The sequence below is a fragment of the Bradyrhizobium sp. S3.12.5 genome, from assembly GCF_040548225.1.
GTDB lineage: Bacteria > Pseudomonadota > Alphaproteobacteria > Rhizobiales > Xanthobacteraceae > Bradyrhizobium > Bradyrhizobium cytisi.
This window is the reverse complement of sequence record NZ_JBEPRF010000022.1, coordinates 61,491-75,484: the sequence shown is the minus strand read 5'-3', so window position 1 is coordinate 75,484 and position 13,994 is coordinate 61,491. Positions and strand designations below refer to the sequence as shown.

Sequence of the window (13,994 nt, the reverse complement as noted above, 5' to 3'; positions counted from 1 at the left end):
CCGCCAATGGCTCGGCGCCCTCCCTTGCACCATATTTAGCCCCAAACGGCGATGGCAAGAAATATAATTCTACCTACTTCGGCCAAGTCCGGTCCAAGGCTGCGGCGCTTTTTCGCGGGGGGCCGGTCGATATGCCGAGCCTATTTCCGTGATTGATGACAGCTATTGGACCGCGGCGCCCAATCGGCACTTAAATGAGGAAATAGAGCAGCGAGATTCGAGGGTACATCATGACCACGACACCACATCGCGTCGTCATCGTCGGCGCCGGCTTCGGCGGGCTGGAGACGACCTACCGGCTGGCGGGCGCGCCAGTCGAGATCACGCTGATCGACCGCCGCAACCATCATCTGTTTCAGCCGCTGCTCTACCAGGTCGCGACCGCCTCGCTTGCGACCAGCGAGATTGCCTGGCCGGTCCGCCATCTCATGCGCGACCGGCGCGAAGTGACGACGCTGTTTGCGACCGTCAGCGGCGTTGATGCTGCCAGGCGCTGCGTGCTGATCGACGACGGCAGCGAGGTGCCTTACGACACGCTGGTGCTCGCGACCGGCGCGCGGCATGCCTATTTCGGCCATGACGAGTGGGAGACATGGGCGCCAGGGCTGAAGACGCTGGAAGACGCGACCACGCTGCGCCGTCACATCCTGGTGGCGTTCGAGCGCGCCGAGCGCGAGACCGATCCGGCCAAGCGCGCGGCGCGGCTGACCTTCGTGATCGTCGGTGCCGGTCCCACCGGCGTCGAGCTTGCCGGCACCATCGCCGAAATGGCGCACCACACGCTGCCCGGCGATTTCCGCAACATCGATACCACCAAGGCGCGCGTCGTACTGATCGAGGCCGGCCCGCGCGTGCTTGCGGGCTTTCCCGACGACCTCTCGGCCTATGCGCAAGCCTCGCTCGAGAAGATCGGCGTCGAGGTCGTGCTCGGACAGGCCGTCACCGAGATCAATCGTGAGGGCGTCGTGTTCGGCGCCAAGCTGCTCGAGGCAAAGACCCGGATCTGGGCCGCCGGCGTGCGGGCCTCGCCCGCCGCGGAATGGCTGGGCGCACCTGCCGATCGCGCAGGGCGCGTGCAGGTCGAAGACGACCTGACGATTCCCGGCCATCCCGAGATCTTCGCGATCGGCGACACCATCAATATCAACGCCTGGGAAGGCAAGCCGGTGCCCGGCATCGCGCCGGCCGCGAAGCAGCAGGGCAAGCATGTCGCCGAGACCATCAAGGCCCGGCTGCGCGGCGAGAACAAGGGAGCGTTCCGCTACAAGCACGCCGGCAGCCTCGCCCAGATCGGCAAGCGTCTCGCGGTGATCGATTTCGGCAAGATCAAACTGCGCGGCACCATCGCGTGGTGGATCTGGGGCATCGCCCACATCTATTTCCTGATCGGCCTACGCCACCGCCTCAGCGTAGCGCTGAGCTGGCTCTGGATCTACGCCCGCGACCAGCGCGCGGCGCGATTGATCACGCAGGGGAGCAGCAAGGTGGTGTAGCGGTGCTTCTCTCGTGTCCTGGACGCGGCGCGGCATGAAATGACGCGACGCAGAGCCGGGACCCAGCAGTCATGGGCCCCGGCTCTGCAGCGCAGCGCTACGCGCTGCACTGCGTCCGGGGCACGAGATCTACTTCGCCAGCTCGCACCCACCCTCCGCCATCGGGCGAAACGCCTGCTCCGCGGGAATCGTCGAGACCAGCTTGTAATAGTCGTAGGGATATTTCGACTCTTCCGGCTTCTTCACCTCGAACAGATACATCGGATGCACGACGCGGCCGTCCTGGCGGATCGCGGTGTCGCCGAACAGTCTGTCCTTGCCCTTAAATTTCTTCATCTCGGGCACGACGTCCTTGGCATTGTCGCTGCCGGTCGCAGCGACCGCGTTGAGATAGGCGAGCGTGGAGGCATAAACGCCGGCCTGGTTGCCACTCGGCATCTTGCCGTTCATGCCGGGACGCGCGGCGAAGCGTTTTGCAAACGCGCGGGTGTCATCGTTCATGTCCCAGTAAAAGGCTTCCATGAGCTGCAGGCCCTGCGCAACCTTGATGCCCATGCCGTGAACGTCGTTGATGAAGAGCAGGAAGGCGACGAGCTTCTGGCCGCTCTGCTGGATGCCAAACTCGGCGGCCTGTTTCACGGCGTTGATGGTGTCGCCGCCGGCATTGGCAAGGCCGATCACCTGCGCTTTCGAGCCCTGTGCCTGCAACAGGAACGAGGCGAAGTCGGAGGTGCCGAGCGGATGTTTTGAGGAGCCGAGCACCTTGCCGCCATGGCCCTCGATATATTTCTGCGCCTCCGCCTCGATGCCCTTGCCGAGCGCGTAGTCGACCGTCAGAAAATACCAGTCCTTGCCGCCGCGCGACATCATCGCCGCTGCCGTGGTGTTGCCGGTCGCCCAGGTGTCGTTGACCCATTGGATGGTATTCGGCGAGCAGGCCTTGCCCGTGAGATCGGCGCTCGCGGTCGACGACGCCAGGTACGTCATGCGACTGTCGCGCAAGAGCGAGTTGATGGAGAGGCCGACCGCGGAGTTCGGCACGTCGACGATCGCATCGACGCCTTCGACGTCGAGCCATTTGCGCGCGATGGCGTTGCCGACATCGGCCTTGTTCTGGTGATCGGCATAGACGATCTCGACCTTGATGCCCTTAGCCCCGCCGTTGAAATCCTCGGCCGCCATGCGCGCGGCCTCGACCGAGCCCATGCCGTTGGTGTCCTGAAAAATGCCGGAGATGTCGTTGAGCACGCCGACGCGAACGACATTGTCGGATATCTCGGCGCTCGCGGCGCCGCCGATCAGGCTCGCAGCGAGCGCGAGCGTCCACTTCAAGTTCTTCATTGGTCCCTCCCCTTGATTGGTTTCGCCGCCGGCAGCGTCAAGCCGGCGTGATCGTCACCGGCAGGCTGTCGAGCCCGCGCAGCGTGTTGTTGAAGCGGCGCTTCGGCTCGCCGGTGATGTCGATGCTGGCAACGCGGCGGGCCAAGGCTGAGAGCATCGTCTCACCTTCGAGCCGCGCCACGAGCTGGCCGACGCACATGTGAATGCCCGAGCCGTAGCCGACATGGCCGGAGGTTCGGCGGGTGATGTCGTAACTGTCAGGCTTGTCCCAGCGCCGCGGATCGCGGTTGGCGGCCGCGAGGAACATCAGCACTTTCTCGCCTTCGCCGATGGTGGCGCCTGACAGCTCGACATCGCGCGTCGTGGTGCGGAAGAAGGTCTGCACCGGGCTCTCGAAGCGCACGGCCTCTTCGAAAGCGTTGCGCGCGAGCGTGAGATCGCTACGCAGGCGCTGCCACTGATCGGGGAAGCGAGCCAGGCAATAGACGGCGGCACCGATACCGTTGACCGTGGTATCGAGGCCGGCCGACAGCAGCGAGCGCACCAGCAGCGGCGCCTCCGTGGCTGTTATGGCGCCCTCGTCGACATGGGCATGAATGCAGGCGCCGATGCCGCCCGGCGTCAGGTTGTCGCGCTGGCACTGCTCGGTGACATAGGCCTGGTGCGGCGCCGAACGCGCGATCGCCTCCTTGCGCAACTCGTTCGGCGGACCAAAGGCGTTGAACACCACGCTCGCATAGGGAATGAGATGATCGCGCCCCTCGGGCTTCAGCCCGAGCGCGTCCGGAAAGATCGAGAGCGGGTAGGCTTCTGCTAGATCCGTGATCGCATCAAAACTGCGCTGCTCCAGCAGCGCATCCACGCGCTCTTCCGCCGCCGCGGCAAAACGGTCGCGCAGCCCCTTCATCACGGTCGGCGACAGCACCTTCGACAGCACGGCGCGGGTGCGGGTATGCTCGGGCGGATCGGCCTCGAGGATCAGGCTCGGCGGCCGCCACGGCGCCTCCTTCTTGAAATCGGACAGGCCGACGCCGCGGCTGGAGCAGAACGTCGTGGGATCGTTCAGAACCGCATGAACCTCGGCATAGCGCGCCACGCCATAGAGCTTCCACTTGTCGAGATAGACCACCGGGCCCGTCTCCCGTAGCAGCTCATGTGTGGGATAAGGGTCGGCAAAGAAATTCATGTCGAAGGGATCGACGTCGAGATGCGGAACGCCTGATGCGGCGGAGCCGGGTGCGCTCATAAAAATCCTCCCTCATTTTGATCTTGTGAAAGGGCGGCGCTTGCCCTTAGGTCTCTGGGCACGCCGCGAGACAGATTCCCGATATGCCGCCTTCGACCAGATCCCGCCAAAAGCCTGCGCCCGCTGAATTCGGGCCGACGCTCGACCTCGATCGTTACGTCCCGGCGTTCATCACCTTCATCGCCAACAAGCTCTCGAACAGCGCGACCGCGTTCTATCAGCGGCAGTTCGGCGTCAACGTCACGGAGTGGCGGATCATGTCGCTGCTGGCGATCGAGCCCGGCATTCCCGCCTCGCGCATCTGCCACGTCATCGGCTTCGACAAGGGCCCGGTGAGCCGCACGCTCGCCGGCCTGGAGAAGCGCGGCCATGTGTCGATCCGCACCGATCCGAACGACGGCCGCACCCATTCGATCTCGCTGACGGCGAAGGGCCGCGCCACCCATGACAAGGTGATCGTCGCGGCGTTCGAGCGCGAACGGCGTCTGCTGTCCTGTCTGAGCAAGGACGAGCGCGAGGTACTGATCGAGCTGCTGCGCCGATTGCACGAAAACCTCGGCGCGGTGACAGGCGGCAGCACCAGCTGACGCGGCGGGCGTGAGGCGCGTCTTATTGCCGCCTTCGGACATGCGCAGGCATTTACCCGCGGCGCCGTTCCTGCCGAGCATCGTTTCCTCCCAGATCAGGCGCAGCGGTTCCCCCGCCGTCATCCTTGCCCGGAACGATTCGCATGAATTAGTTGCTTAGGCAACAAAATAATCGACGGATAATGCGGCAGAATGGCTGGCATATCTGGGCGAGCTTTGGGTCCGTGAACCGCTACAGACCAACCCACTCCGCCGACGCATCAGCATTCAACCGCCCCACGGCATCCGCACGGCGTGTCAACACCGCGCGCTGGTTGATGTAGCCCTTGTCGGTAATCTCGCCGCCGTCCACCGATGGCGGTTCGGCGAGCAACAGCGCGCGCGTGGCGTGACCGGAGGAGTTGGCGCACTGCTGCTTCAGTCTTGCGAGACCTTGCGCCAACGTGGTCCTGACCTTGTCGTGCGCCAGTACGTCATTCACATCTGCCGTCCCGGGCAGACCGGCATGAGCGCGGCAGGCTGCGACGTTCGGGAACACCAGAAACCGCACCTCATCGCCGCCGTGACCCGTGACGACGATGTCCTGCGCCAGCGGCGCAAGCGCTGTAATGCCGGCGACGCGCAGCGTGCCGACGTTGACCCAGGTGCCGGAATTCAGCTTGAAATCTTCCGCGACACGGCCGTCGAAGAACAGGCCGCGCTCGGGACGCCCCGCATCGGCAAGTTTTACCGCGTCGCCGATCAGATAAAAGCCCTCTTCGTCAAAAGCCTGCCTGGTCAGCTCGGGCGCTTTCCAGTAGCCCGGCGTCACGTTGGGGCCGCGCACGCGCACCTCGAGCTTGTCGCCGCAAGTGACGAGCTTCAATTCGGTGCCCGGAATCGGCACGCCGATGTTGCCAGAGCGTTCGGCGAGGAAATGGCAGTCGGTCGCCAGCGGCGACGTCTCGGTCGAGCCCCAGGCCGAGACCATCGGCAGCGGCCGGCCGACAGTCTCGATCGAGAGCTGTTCGAGCGCGTCCCAGAGATTCTGCGGCAGCGCGGCGCCGGCATAGAAGGCGAACTTCACCTCGCCGAAGAAGCGGCGGCGCAGTTCCTCATCGCCGCGCAGCGCCGCAATCAGCATGTCGAAACCGCGCGGCACGTTGAAATAGACCGTCGGCATCACGCTTTTCAGATTGGCCAGTGACGTCGCGAACAGACCGGGTGCAGGCTTGCCGCCGTCGATATAGAGCGAGCCGCCGTTGCGCAGCACGAGATTGAAATTGTGGTTGGCACCGAAGGTGTGACTCCAGGGGAGCCAATCGAGGATGACGAGATCGCCGTGGCCCTGCTCCAGAAAGGTCCAGGTCTGCGCCTTGGCCTGCTGGCTCGAGGTCAGCATGCGCTGGGTGTTGATGACTGCCTTGGGCGTGCCGGTCGAGCCCGACGTGAACAGGAATTTTGCGATCGTGTCCGGGGTCACCGTGGCAAAGGCTTTTGCAACGTCAGGCGTCTCAGCTGTTGCCGCAATGGCGCGGAAGGCAAGCGCGCCGGCATCATCGGCATTGCCGCTGATGATCTGCGCCTTATGCAGCGGCTTGATCGCGGCGAGCGCCGCCGCAAACGGCTTTGTTGCGGAGACATAGATCGCGCCCGGCTCCAGCAGCGCGATCATGCTCTTGAGCTTGTCAAAATCCTTCGACATCAGCGAATAGGCCGGCGAGATCGCGGCCGAGGGCACACCGACATGCTGAGCGGCAAGCGCCAGCAACGCATGGTCGATGCTGTTGTCGGAGAGGATGACGAGTGGGCATTCCGCGCTGAGGCCCCTCGCGAGGATCCATGACGCCGCGCCTCGCACCTGCTGCAGCGCCTGCGCATAGGTGACGGTGGTCCAGGGCGATTCGGTACTGCCGCGCTCGGCGAGGAAGATCTTGTCCGGGGTCTGCCGCGCAAAATGCTCCAGCCAGTCGCCGATGCAGCGCGCGCAATCGCGCAAGGGCTCGCCCGAGCGCAGCACAATGCTGCCGTCGGCGCGATGCTCGGCGACGGTCTTTGGCGTTGCGAACAGGCTCGAAGCGTCACCGCGAGTGGCTGACGTCATGGTTTCCTCCCTCGCCCATATCCGGAATCGGCCGCAGCCTCGTTGCGGGCCGCTTTGGCCATAATGTTGGGCGGGACAATTGTTGTCGTCAACAACAATCTTCCGTTGGGACCGCCAAGGCGCTAAGGTCGCGCGGCAGGAGACACGATGTGACAGCCAGCGCAGCTCGAGCCGACACCCGCCCCTCCCCACGCAAACGCGCCGGCAATGGCGCGGCGCGGCGGAACGACGCGGACGAGATCGGGCTGGACGCGCTGGTCGGCCACGCCGGCTATGCGGTGCGGCGCTTCCAGATCTGGATCTTTCAGGATTTCATCAAGACGCTCGGCGACGTCGACATCAGGCCGACGCAATATTCGGTGCTGACCGTGATCGGCGCCAACCCCGGGCTCTCGCAGATGGCAGTGGCAAAGCGCCTCGGCATCGAGCGCGCCCGGCTGGTGCATCTGCTCGACAGCCTCGAACAGCGCAAGCTGGTGAAACGGATCAAGTCGAAACAGGATCGGCGCTCGCACGCGCTGCATCTCACCGGCCCAGGTGAGACGGCGTTGGCCAAATTCAAGCGGCTCGCCATCGAGCACGAGCGGCATGTCGAGGAGAAGATCGGCAAGGCCAACCGGGAGCAGCTGCTTCGGATCCTCGCCGGCTTCACCTGATCCGGACTGCTCATTGTTTGAGCAGACGCTCTTGACCGGGCCTTAGCTCGGCAGCGCAATCGATCATCGAGGTATTCCACAAGCTACTGATTTTTCGATAGTATCCGGAGCAACCGCGCTGCCCGGATAATGTACACAATGGCACATCGCTTGCTTCATTCCGGGTGAAGACAAGTTGCCGGAGTTTTATCGCCATGAAGGCTGAAATGGGGGCTGAGCAGCCTGAAACGATCGCCGCGATTGTGGCCGCGCATCGCGCGGGCACAATGACGCCGGCGCAGACGGTCGCGCGGACCTATCAGCGCATTCGCGACCACAACGATCCCGCGATCTTCATCAGCCTGCGCGACGAGAAGGACGCGATCGCGGAGGCCGGGAAGCTTGCCGCGAAGGATACCGCCAGCCTGCCGCTCTATGGCGTGCCTGTTGCCGTGAAGGACAATATCGACGCGCTGGGCTTTCCGACCACGGCGGCCTGCCCGGCCTTCTCCTATGCGCCGACGCATGACTCGACGGCAGTCGAGCGGCTGCGCGCGGCAGGCGCGATCATCATCGGCAAGACCAATCTCGACCAGTTCGCAACCGGCCTCGTGGGCGCGCGTTCGCCCTATGGCATTCCCAGGAATTCGGTCCGTGCGGACCTCATTCCGGGCGGATCGAGCTCGGGCTCCGCTGTGGCGGTCGGCGCAGGCCTCGTGCCGCTGTCACTCGGCACGGACACAGCCGGCAGCGGCCGCGTGCCGGCGCTGCTCAACAACATCGTCGGGCTGAAGCCGAGCCTCGGCATGATCTCGACCGCAGGCCTCGTGCCGGCGTGTCGCACGCTCGACTGTATCTCAGTGTTTGCGCTGACGGTGGATGATGCCGCACTCGCGCTGTCGGTGATGACCGGTCCCGATCAGGCCGATCCGTTCTCACGCGACCGGCCGCTGGGCGCGATCACGCCGCTTCCGGCAAATCTGCGCCTGGGCGTGCCGCGCAACGGGCAGCTGATCTTCTTCGGCGACAAGAAAGCCGAAGCCGCTTACGGCGAAGCCCTGAAGCGCTGGACCACACTCGGCGCTGAGCTGGTCGAGTTCGACCTCGAGCCGTTCTACGAGACGGCGCGACTGCTCTATGAAGGCCCCTGGGTTGCCGAGCGCTATCTCGTGATCAAGAATCTGCTGGCGTCCGCGCCGGACTCCATCCATCCGGTGACCCGCGAGATCACCGCGGCCGGTGCGCGGCTCACAGCAGCCGAAACCTTCTCGGCACTCTACCGCTTGCAGGGCCTGCGCAAGATCGCCGAGCGCACATTTGCCAATATCGACGCGCTGGTGCTGCCGACGGCGCCGACGGCCTATACGACCGCACAGGTGCTCGCCAATCCGGTCGAGCTCAACAGCCGGCTCGGCACCTATACAAATTTTGTCAATCTGCTCGACCTCTGCGGCCTTGCCGTGCCGGCGGCGATGCGTACGGACGGCACTCCTTTCGGCATCACGCTGCTGGCGCCCGCCGGCCGCGATGCGATGCTTGCGAGCATCGGGCGCGTGTTCCATGCCGATACGAAGTTGACGCTTGGTGCGAAGGGCGTGGCGCAAGCGCCGCTTGCGGCGCTTGCCACAAGCAGCGGCGACGAGATCCCGATCGCCGTGGTCGGCGCACATCTCTCCGCGATGGCGCTGAACGGCGAATTGAAGGCGCTGAACGCAAAGCTGATCGAGGCGACCAGGACCGCGCCGGACTACAAGCTCTATGCACTGAAGACCACGCCGCCAAAGCCGGGCCTGCTGCGCATCGAAACCGGCAAGGGCGCGTCGATCGAGCTCGAGATATGGTCGCTGTCGTCATCGGCCTTCGGCAAGTTCGTCAACGCGATCCCTGCGCCGATGGCGATCGGTACGATCCGACTTGCGGATGGCCGCAGCGTGAAGGGGTTTCTCGTCGAGCCGGAGGCGCTGGGCGCGGCGCGGGATATCACCGCGTATGGCGGCTGGCGGAAGTTTATGGCGGAAGCTGCGACAACGTAACTCGTAGTGATGTAGGGTGGGCAAAGCAAAGCGTGCCCACCAATTCCGACATCGTCGCGGAGAGATGGTGGGCACGGCGCCCTGCGCCTTTGCCCACCCTACGAGATCGCGACGAAATCACACCGACACCGCGTAGATCTCATACTCCCCGCGCACCAGCTCGATATGCGCGCGCATCGCGGCGGCGGCGCCCTGCTTGTCGCCGCGCATGATGGCGACGACGACGCGGTCGTGCTCGGCTTGCGACTTTGCGAGACGGCCGAGGTTGCGGAACTGGGCGCGGCGGAACGGCTGCACGCGGACCCGCGTCGCCAGCGTGATCTCGGCGATGTAACCGTTCTGCGAACCCGCATAGATCGCGTTATGAAAACGCTCGTTGACCTCGTGGAAGCGATCGGGATTGCCGGCGTAGCTGAGGACGCGGAGCTCCTCGTGGATCGCTTCGAGACCGTGACGCTCGGCGGCCGACATGCGCTCGGCAGCAAGGCCTGCGCACAGCGCCTCCAGCTCCGCCATCGCCTCGAACATGCCCGTCAGCCGCTCGATCGACGGCTGCGCAACGACCGCGCCGCGATGCGGTCGTGCCTCGACCAGGCCGCTCGCGACCAGTTGCCGCAGCGCTTCGCGCACCGGCGTGCGCGAGACGCTGAAGCGTCGCGCGATGTCGGTCTCGTCGAGCGGCGCGCCGGGCGCGAGAGTTCCACGCACGATCTCGTCGGCAAGCTGGAGACGCAGTTCCTCGGCGCGCGTGACCTTCTGCATCGATGGCGAGGCACGGTCGACACGCGGCACCACCGGCAGTGTCCCGGGCGGAAAATCGTCAAGCGTCATACGGTCAGGTCTCTTTCGACTCGTCGATGATGCTGACATGGGCAGCGACGACGCGCCAGCCCTCCGGGAAGCGAATCCAGGTCTGCATCTGCCGGCCGACCTTGCCGGGAGCCGTGTCGCGATAGAACAGAGTGGAGGCGACAGCCGCATCGCGGCCATAGCTGGTGATCACGGTCTTCGCGGTGCGGCGGCTCAAGCCGACCGGCGAGCGGCCGGCGCGAAAGCCGGAGATCGCCTCATAGCCGTAGAGATTTTCGCCGATGCCGTAGCGCAGCGTGCGGGGATCGTTGCGAAACAGCTCGCCGAGCACGGCGACGTCGTTGGCGACGAGGGCCTGCTCATAGCGCTCGAACGCGGCTTTGACTTCCGCGATCACGTCGGGGAGATCGATCTCCATCTCAGAATCCTTTTGGTGACGGCGCGGCGACCACGCCCATCTTCTCCAATGCGTGGGCGACGCGCAGCGCGATGTCCTCGCGCCAGGGCGCGGCAATAATCTGCACGCCGATCGGCAGCGGCTCGAGCGGCACCGGCACTGCAACCACGGGCAAGCCGATGAACGAGATCGGCTGGGTGTGGATGCCGATATTGGCGCGCACCGGCAGCTCGACGCCATCGAGATTGAAATTCACCTGGCCGAGCTTTGGCGCGGTGCAGGGCGTCGCCGGCGCGATCAGCACGTCGACGGACTTGAAAATCTCGGCGAATTGCGCACGATACCAGCGGCGGAATTTTTGCGCGCGGTCGACCAGCGGTGCAGGCACCATGGCGCCTGCGATCAGCCGGTCGCGCACGGCGGGATCGAAATCGTTCGGGCGCTTGCGCAGGCGATCGAGATGCAGGGAAGCGCCTTCGGTGGTGGTGATGACATAAGCCGCCGCGCGAGCGCGCGAGGCTTCGGGCACGTCAACCACTCGCGTTGCACCAAGCGCCTGGGCAACACGGCTGACGGCTTCGACGGCTTCCGGAAACACGTTCTTCTGAAAATGCCCCCCGGCGACCGCGATGCGCAGGTCCGAGACCGGATTTGCGAGCAGCGGCGTCGTCGGCTCCAGACCACGTGTTGTCGTGCAGGCGGCGTCGTCGGCATCTGGGCCCTGCATCGCATCATAGGCGAGCGCGAGATCTGTCACCGAGCGCGCGAACGGCCCGAGATGATCGAGGCTCGCCACGAACGGGAACGAGCGCGCGCGCGACAGCCGGCCATAGGTCGGCTTCAGGCCAAAGATGCCGCAGAAGGAGGACGGCACGCGAATCGAGCCGTTGGTGTCCGAGCCTAGGGCAATCGGCACGAGCGCGCCGCCGACGGCGCTGCCGGAGCCGCCTGATGAGCCGCCGGCCATCCGCGTGATGTCATGCGGATTGCGCGAGGGACCGTCATGGACGTTCTCGCCGGTGAAGTCGTAGGCGTACTCGCCCATGTTGAGCGCACCGACCAGCACGGCGCCGGCCGCTTCCAGTCGCTCGATCAAGGTCGCGTCACGCCTGGACGGTGCGAGGTCGCGGTTGATCTTCGAGCCGGCCCGCGTGGGCAGACCCGCGACGTCGAAAAGGTTCTTCACCGCGAAGGGCACGCCGGCGAGCGGGCCGACGGTCTTGCCGGCCGCAATGTCGGCATCGATCGCACGCGCTTTCGCACGGGCGCGATCGGCGGTGACGTCGGTGAAGGAATTGAGCAGGGTGTCGCGCTGCTTGATGCGCGCGAGCGCCGCTTCGGTGGCATCGAGCGCGGTCATCTTGCCGCGCGCAACCGCATTCGCGATCTCGGAGGCCGTCATCTCTGGCTTGGTGGTCATGGCAGCATCAGGCCGTGAAGATCGGCGCCGGCTCGGTGTCGTCCGGCAGCGCGAATTCGTCGACGATGCGACCAAGCCGCAGCGAGACTTCGAGATTGGCGCGCACCGCGGGCCGCCAGGCCTCCTCGACCGGCAGCGCCAGCGCCTTCGATACGGCGTCGATATAGTCGTCCAGCGGCTCGGCCATCACGCTCCCAAACAATCAGTGCACTCTCAGTGGATCTGCAACGGCGGATGCGGGATCGCCGTCAGCAGCTCCTTGGTGTAATCGTCCTGCGGATCGCTCAGGACCTGCTCGGAAGAGCCTTCCTCGACGATCCGCCCCGTCCGCATCACAATGACACGATCGCACAACAAGCGCACCACATTCAAATCATGCGAGACGAACAGATAACTCATACCTAGCCGCGCCTTCAGATCCTGAAGCAGGTTCAGGACAACTGCCTGCACCGAGACGTCGAGCGCCGCGGTCGGCTCGTCGAGGACGACGAGCTTTGGATGCAGCGCAATCGCACGGGCGATGCCGACGCGGGCCTTCTGCCCGCCGGAGAGCTGGTGTGGGAAGCGATCGAGCAGATTGTGCGGCAGGCCGACCATGGTGGCCAGCTCCTCGCAGCGGGCGCGAAGCGCATCGCGCCCCCTGATATCGCCGAGCTGCATGATCGGATCGACGATGGCGCGCGCCGCAGTAAAACGCGGGTTGAGGCTGTCGGTCGGGTCCTGGAACACCATCTGGATCCGGCTGCGCTGCGGCAGCCGGGCGAAGGCGGCAGGCTGAATGCCGCCGATGTCCTCGCCGTCGAACTGGATCAGGCCTGAGGTCTGGTCCAGCAGCCGCATCACCATCATCGACGTGGTCGATTTGCCGCAGCCGGATTCGCCGACCAGACCGACGCTCTCGCCATGGCCGATCGAGAAGCTGATGCCGTCGACCGCGCGGAACACGTCCGGCTCGACCGGCGGCTTGCGGCCGAACAGTTTTCCGAGCGTGGCGGTGGCGCCCTGGCGGGGGTATTCCTTGACCAGCTTTTCGATGAGCAGGAGGGGCTGCTGGCCCTCTGCACTTGCGGCGACGGCCGGGGCAGGCTCCACGCTCGCGGCACCCTCCTCCTCCGGCAGCAGATCCCGCAAGCTCACACCGAGCCGCGGCGTCGCGCGCATCAGCTTCTTGGTGTAGGGGTGCTGCGGGTTGGCGAAGATGTCCGCGGCCTTGGCGGTCTCGACCACGCGGCCCTTTTCCATCACCACGACGCGGTCGCAATAGGCGGCGGCGAGGCCGAGATCGTGGGTGATGAGGATGGTCGACATCGCCTTGCGCTTGGTCAGCTCGACAATCAGGTCCATCACCGCTTTCTGGGTGGTGACGTCGAGGCCGGTGGTCGGCTCGTCAGCGATCAGGAGCTGCGGGTTGCAGGCGAGCGCGAGCGCGATGACGACGCGCTGGCACATGCCGCCGGAGAGCTCGAACGGATAGGCGTGATAGCGCTCGCGCGGGCGCGCGATCTTGACCTGCTCCAGCGCCTCGATCGCCTTTTCTCCGTGGTCCGAAACCATCGCCTGCTGCACATGGGTGCGCAGCACGTCCTCGATCTGGTCGCCCACTTTCCGGATCGGGTTCAGCGCCGCACGCGGGTTCTGGAAGATCATCGAGACTTCGCGGCCGCGCAGGTCGCGCATCTGGCCTTCGGTCGCGGCCTTGACGTCGATGCCGGAGAACATCACCGAGCCCTCGGCGATCCGCCCCGCCCGGTCGAGGATGCGCATCACCGCGTAGGACGTCACCGACTTGCCGGAGCCGGACTCGCCGACGATGGCGAGCGTCTCGCCCCTGGCGACGGAGATGTTGACGTGCTGCACGGCTTTGACAATGCCGCGCCGGGTGGTGAATTCGACGGTGAGGTCCTGGACCTCGAGCAGCGGCTGGGCGGTCATGGATGCCTCCCGTCACT

At 65.3% G+C, this 13,994-nt stretch carries 12 protein-coding genes; 4 read left to right on the top strand and 8 right to left on the bottom strand.

What is annotated here, in order from left to right; translation table 11 throughout:
* Window positions 1-230 precede the first annotated feature (230 nt).
* Window positions 231-1,493 (top strand): NAD(P)/FAD-dependent oxidoreductase, encoded by a 1,263-nt coding sequence (locus ABIC09_RS28370; protein ID WP_148751006.1) that lies wholly within the window; start codon window positions 231-233, stop codon window positions 1,491-1,493.
* Between the two features lie 129 nt (window positions 1,494-1,622).
* Here the strand turns inward: ABIC09_RS28370 and ABIC09_RS28365 are convergent, their stop codons facing one another.
* Entirely contained in the window at window positions 1,623-2,834 is a 1,212-nt protein-coding gene (locus ABIC09_RS28365; RefSeq protein ID WP_354111309.1) for an ABC transporter substrate-binding protein, read from the bottom strand.
* Between the two features lie 37 nt (window positions 2,835-2,871).
* Window positions 2,872-4,080 carry a cytochrome P450 gene (locus ABIC09_RS28360; protein ID WP_354111308.1) on the bottom strand — a complete coding sequence of 403 codons (1,209 nt, stop codon included), beginning with the start codon at window positions 4,078-4,080 and terminating at the stop codon, window positions 2,872-2,874.
* A gap of 83 nt (window positions 4,081-4,163) precedes the next feature.
* Between ABIC09_RS28360 and ABIC09_RS28355 the strand changes: the two genes are divergently transcribed.
* On the top strand, window positions 4,164-4,667 hold the full coding sequence (locus ABIC09_RS28355; RefSeq protein ID WP_354111307.1) for a MarR family winged helix-turn-helix transcriptional regulator: 504 nt from the start codon (window positions 4,164-4,166) through the stop codon (window positions 4,665-4,667).
* Between the two features lie 232 nt (window positions 4,668-4,899).
* Here ABIC09_RS28355 and ABIC09_RS28350 read toward each other — a convergent pair whose 3' ends face one another.
* The gene (locus tag ABIC09_RS28350) at window positions 4,900-6,750 is read right to left on the bottom strand and encodes a feruloyl-CoA synthase (RefSeq protein WP_354084260.1); all 1,851 of its coding nucleotides are present in this window, start codon (window positions 6,748-6,750) and stop codon (window positions 4,900-4,902) included.
* 149 nt (window positions 6,751-6,899) lie between these two features.
* On the opposite strand from ABIC09_RS28350, the gene ABIC09_RS28345 reads away from it, so the two are divergent.
* Complete coding sequence (locus ABIC09_RS28345; RefSeq protein WP_354031482.1) at window positions 6,900-7,406, top strand: MarR family winged helix-turn-helix transcriptional regulator; 507 nt, start codon at window positions 6,900-6,902, stop codon at window positions 7,404-7,406.
* Between the two features lie 206 nt (window positions 7,407-7,612).
* Complete coding sequence (gene atzF, locus ABIC09_RS28340; protein ID WP_502917708.1) at window positions 7,613-9,418, top strand: allophanate hydrolase; 1,806 nt, start codon at window positions 7,613-7,615, stop codon at window positions 9,416-9,418.
* Between the two features lie 117 nt (window positions 9,419-9,535).
* Here atzF and ABIC09_RS28335 read toward each other — a convergent pair whose 3' ends face one another.
* From ABIC09_RS28335 to ABIC09_RS28315, 5 genes are read right to left on the bottom strand one after another with little or no spacing between them, the layout of a single operon-like run.
* Window positions 9,536-10,249 (bottom strand): GntR family transcriptional regulator, encoded by a 714-nt coding sequence (locus ABIC09_RS28335; protein WP_354111305.1) that lies wholly within the window; start codon window positions 10,247-10,249, stop codon window positions 9,536-9,538.
* Window positions 10,250-10,253: 4 nt separating this feature from the next.
* On the bottom strand, window positions 10,254-10,646 hold the full coding sequence (gene hpxZ / locus ABIC09_RS28330) for an oxalurate catabolism protein HpxZ (RefSeq protein WP_354111304.1): 393 nt from the start codon (window positions 10,644-10,646) through the stop codon (window positions 10,254-10,256).
* 1 nt (window position 10,647) lies between these two features.
* On the bottom strand, window positions 10,648-12,045 hold the full coding sequence (locus tag ABIC09_RS28325) for an AtzE family amidohydrolase (protein ID WP_354111303.1): 1,398 nt from the start codon (window positions 12,043-12,045) through the stop codon (window positions 10,648-10,650).
* Window positions 12,046-12,052: 7 nt separating this feature from the next.
* The gene (locus ABIC09_RS28320) at window positions 12,053-12,232 is read right to left on the bottom strand and encodes a DUF4089 domain-containing protein (protein WP_354111302.1); all 180 of its coding nucleotides are present in this window, start codon (window positions 12,230-12,232) and stop codon (window positions 12,053-12,055) included.
* A gap of 26 nt (window positions 12,233-12,258) precedes the next feature.
* Entirely contained in the window at window positions 12,259-13,977 is a 1,719-nt protein-coding gene (locus ABIC09_RS28315; protein WP_354111301.1) for a dipeptide ABC transporter ATP-binding protein, read from the bottom strand.
* Between the last annotated feature and the right edge of the window lie 17 nt (window positions 13,978-13,994).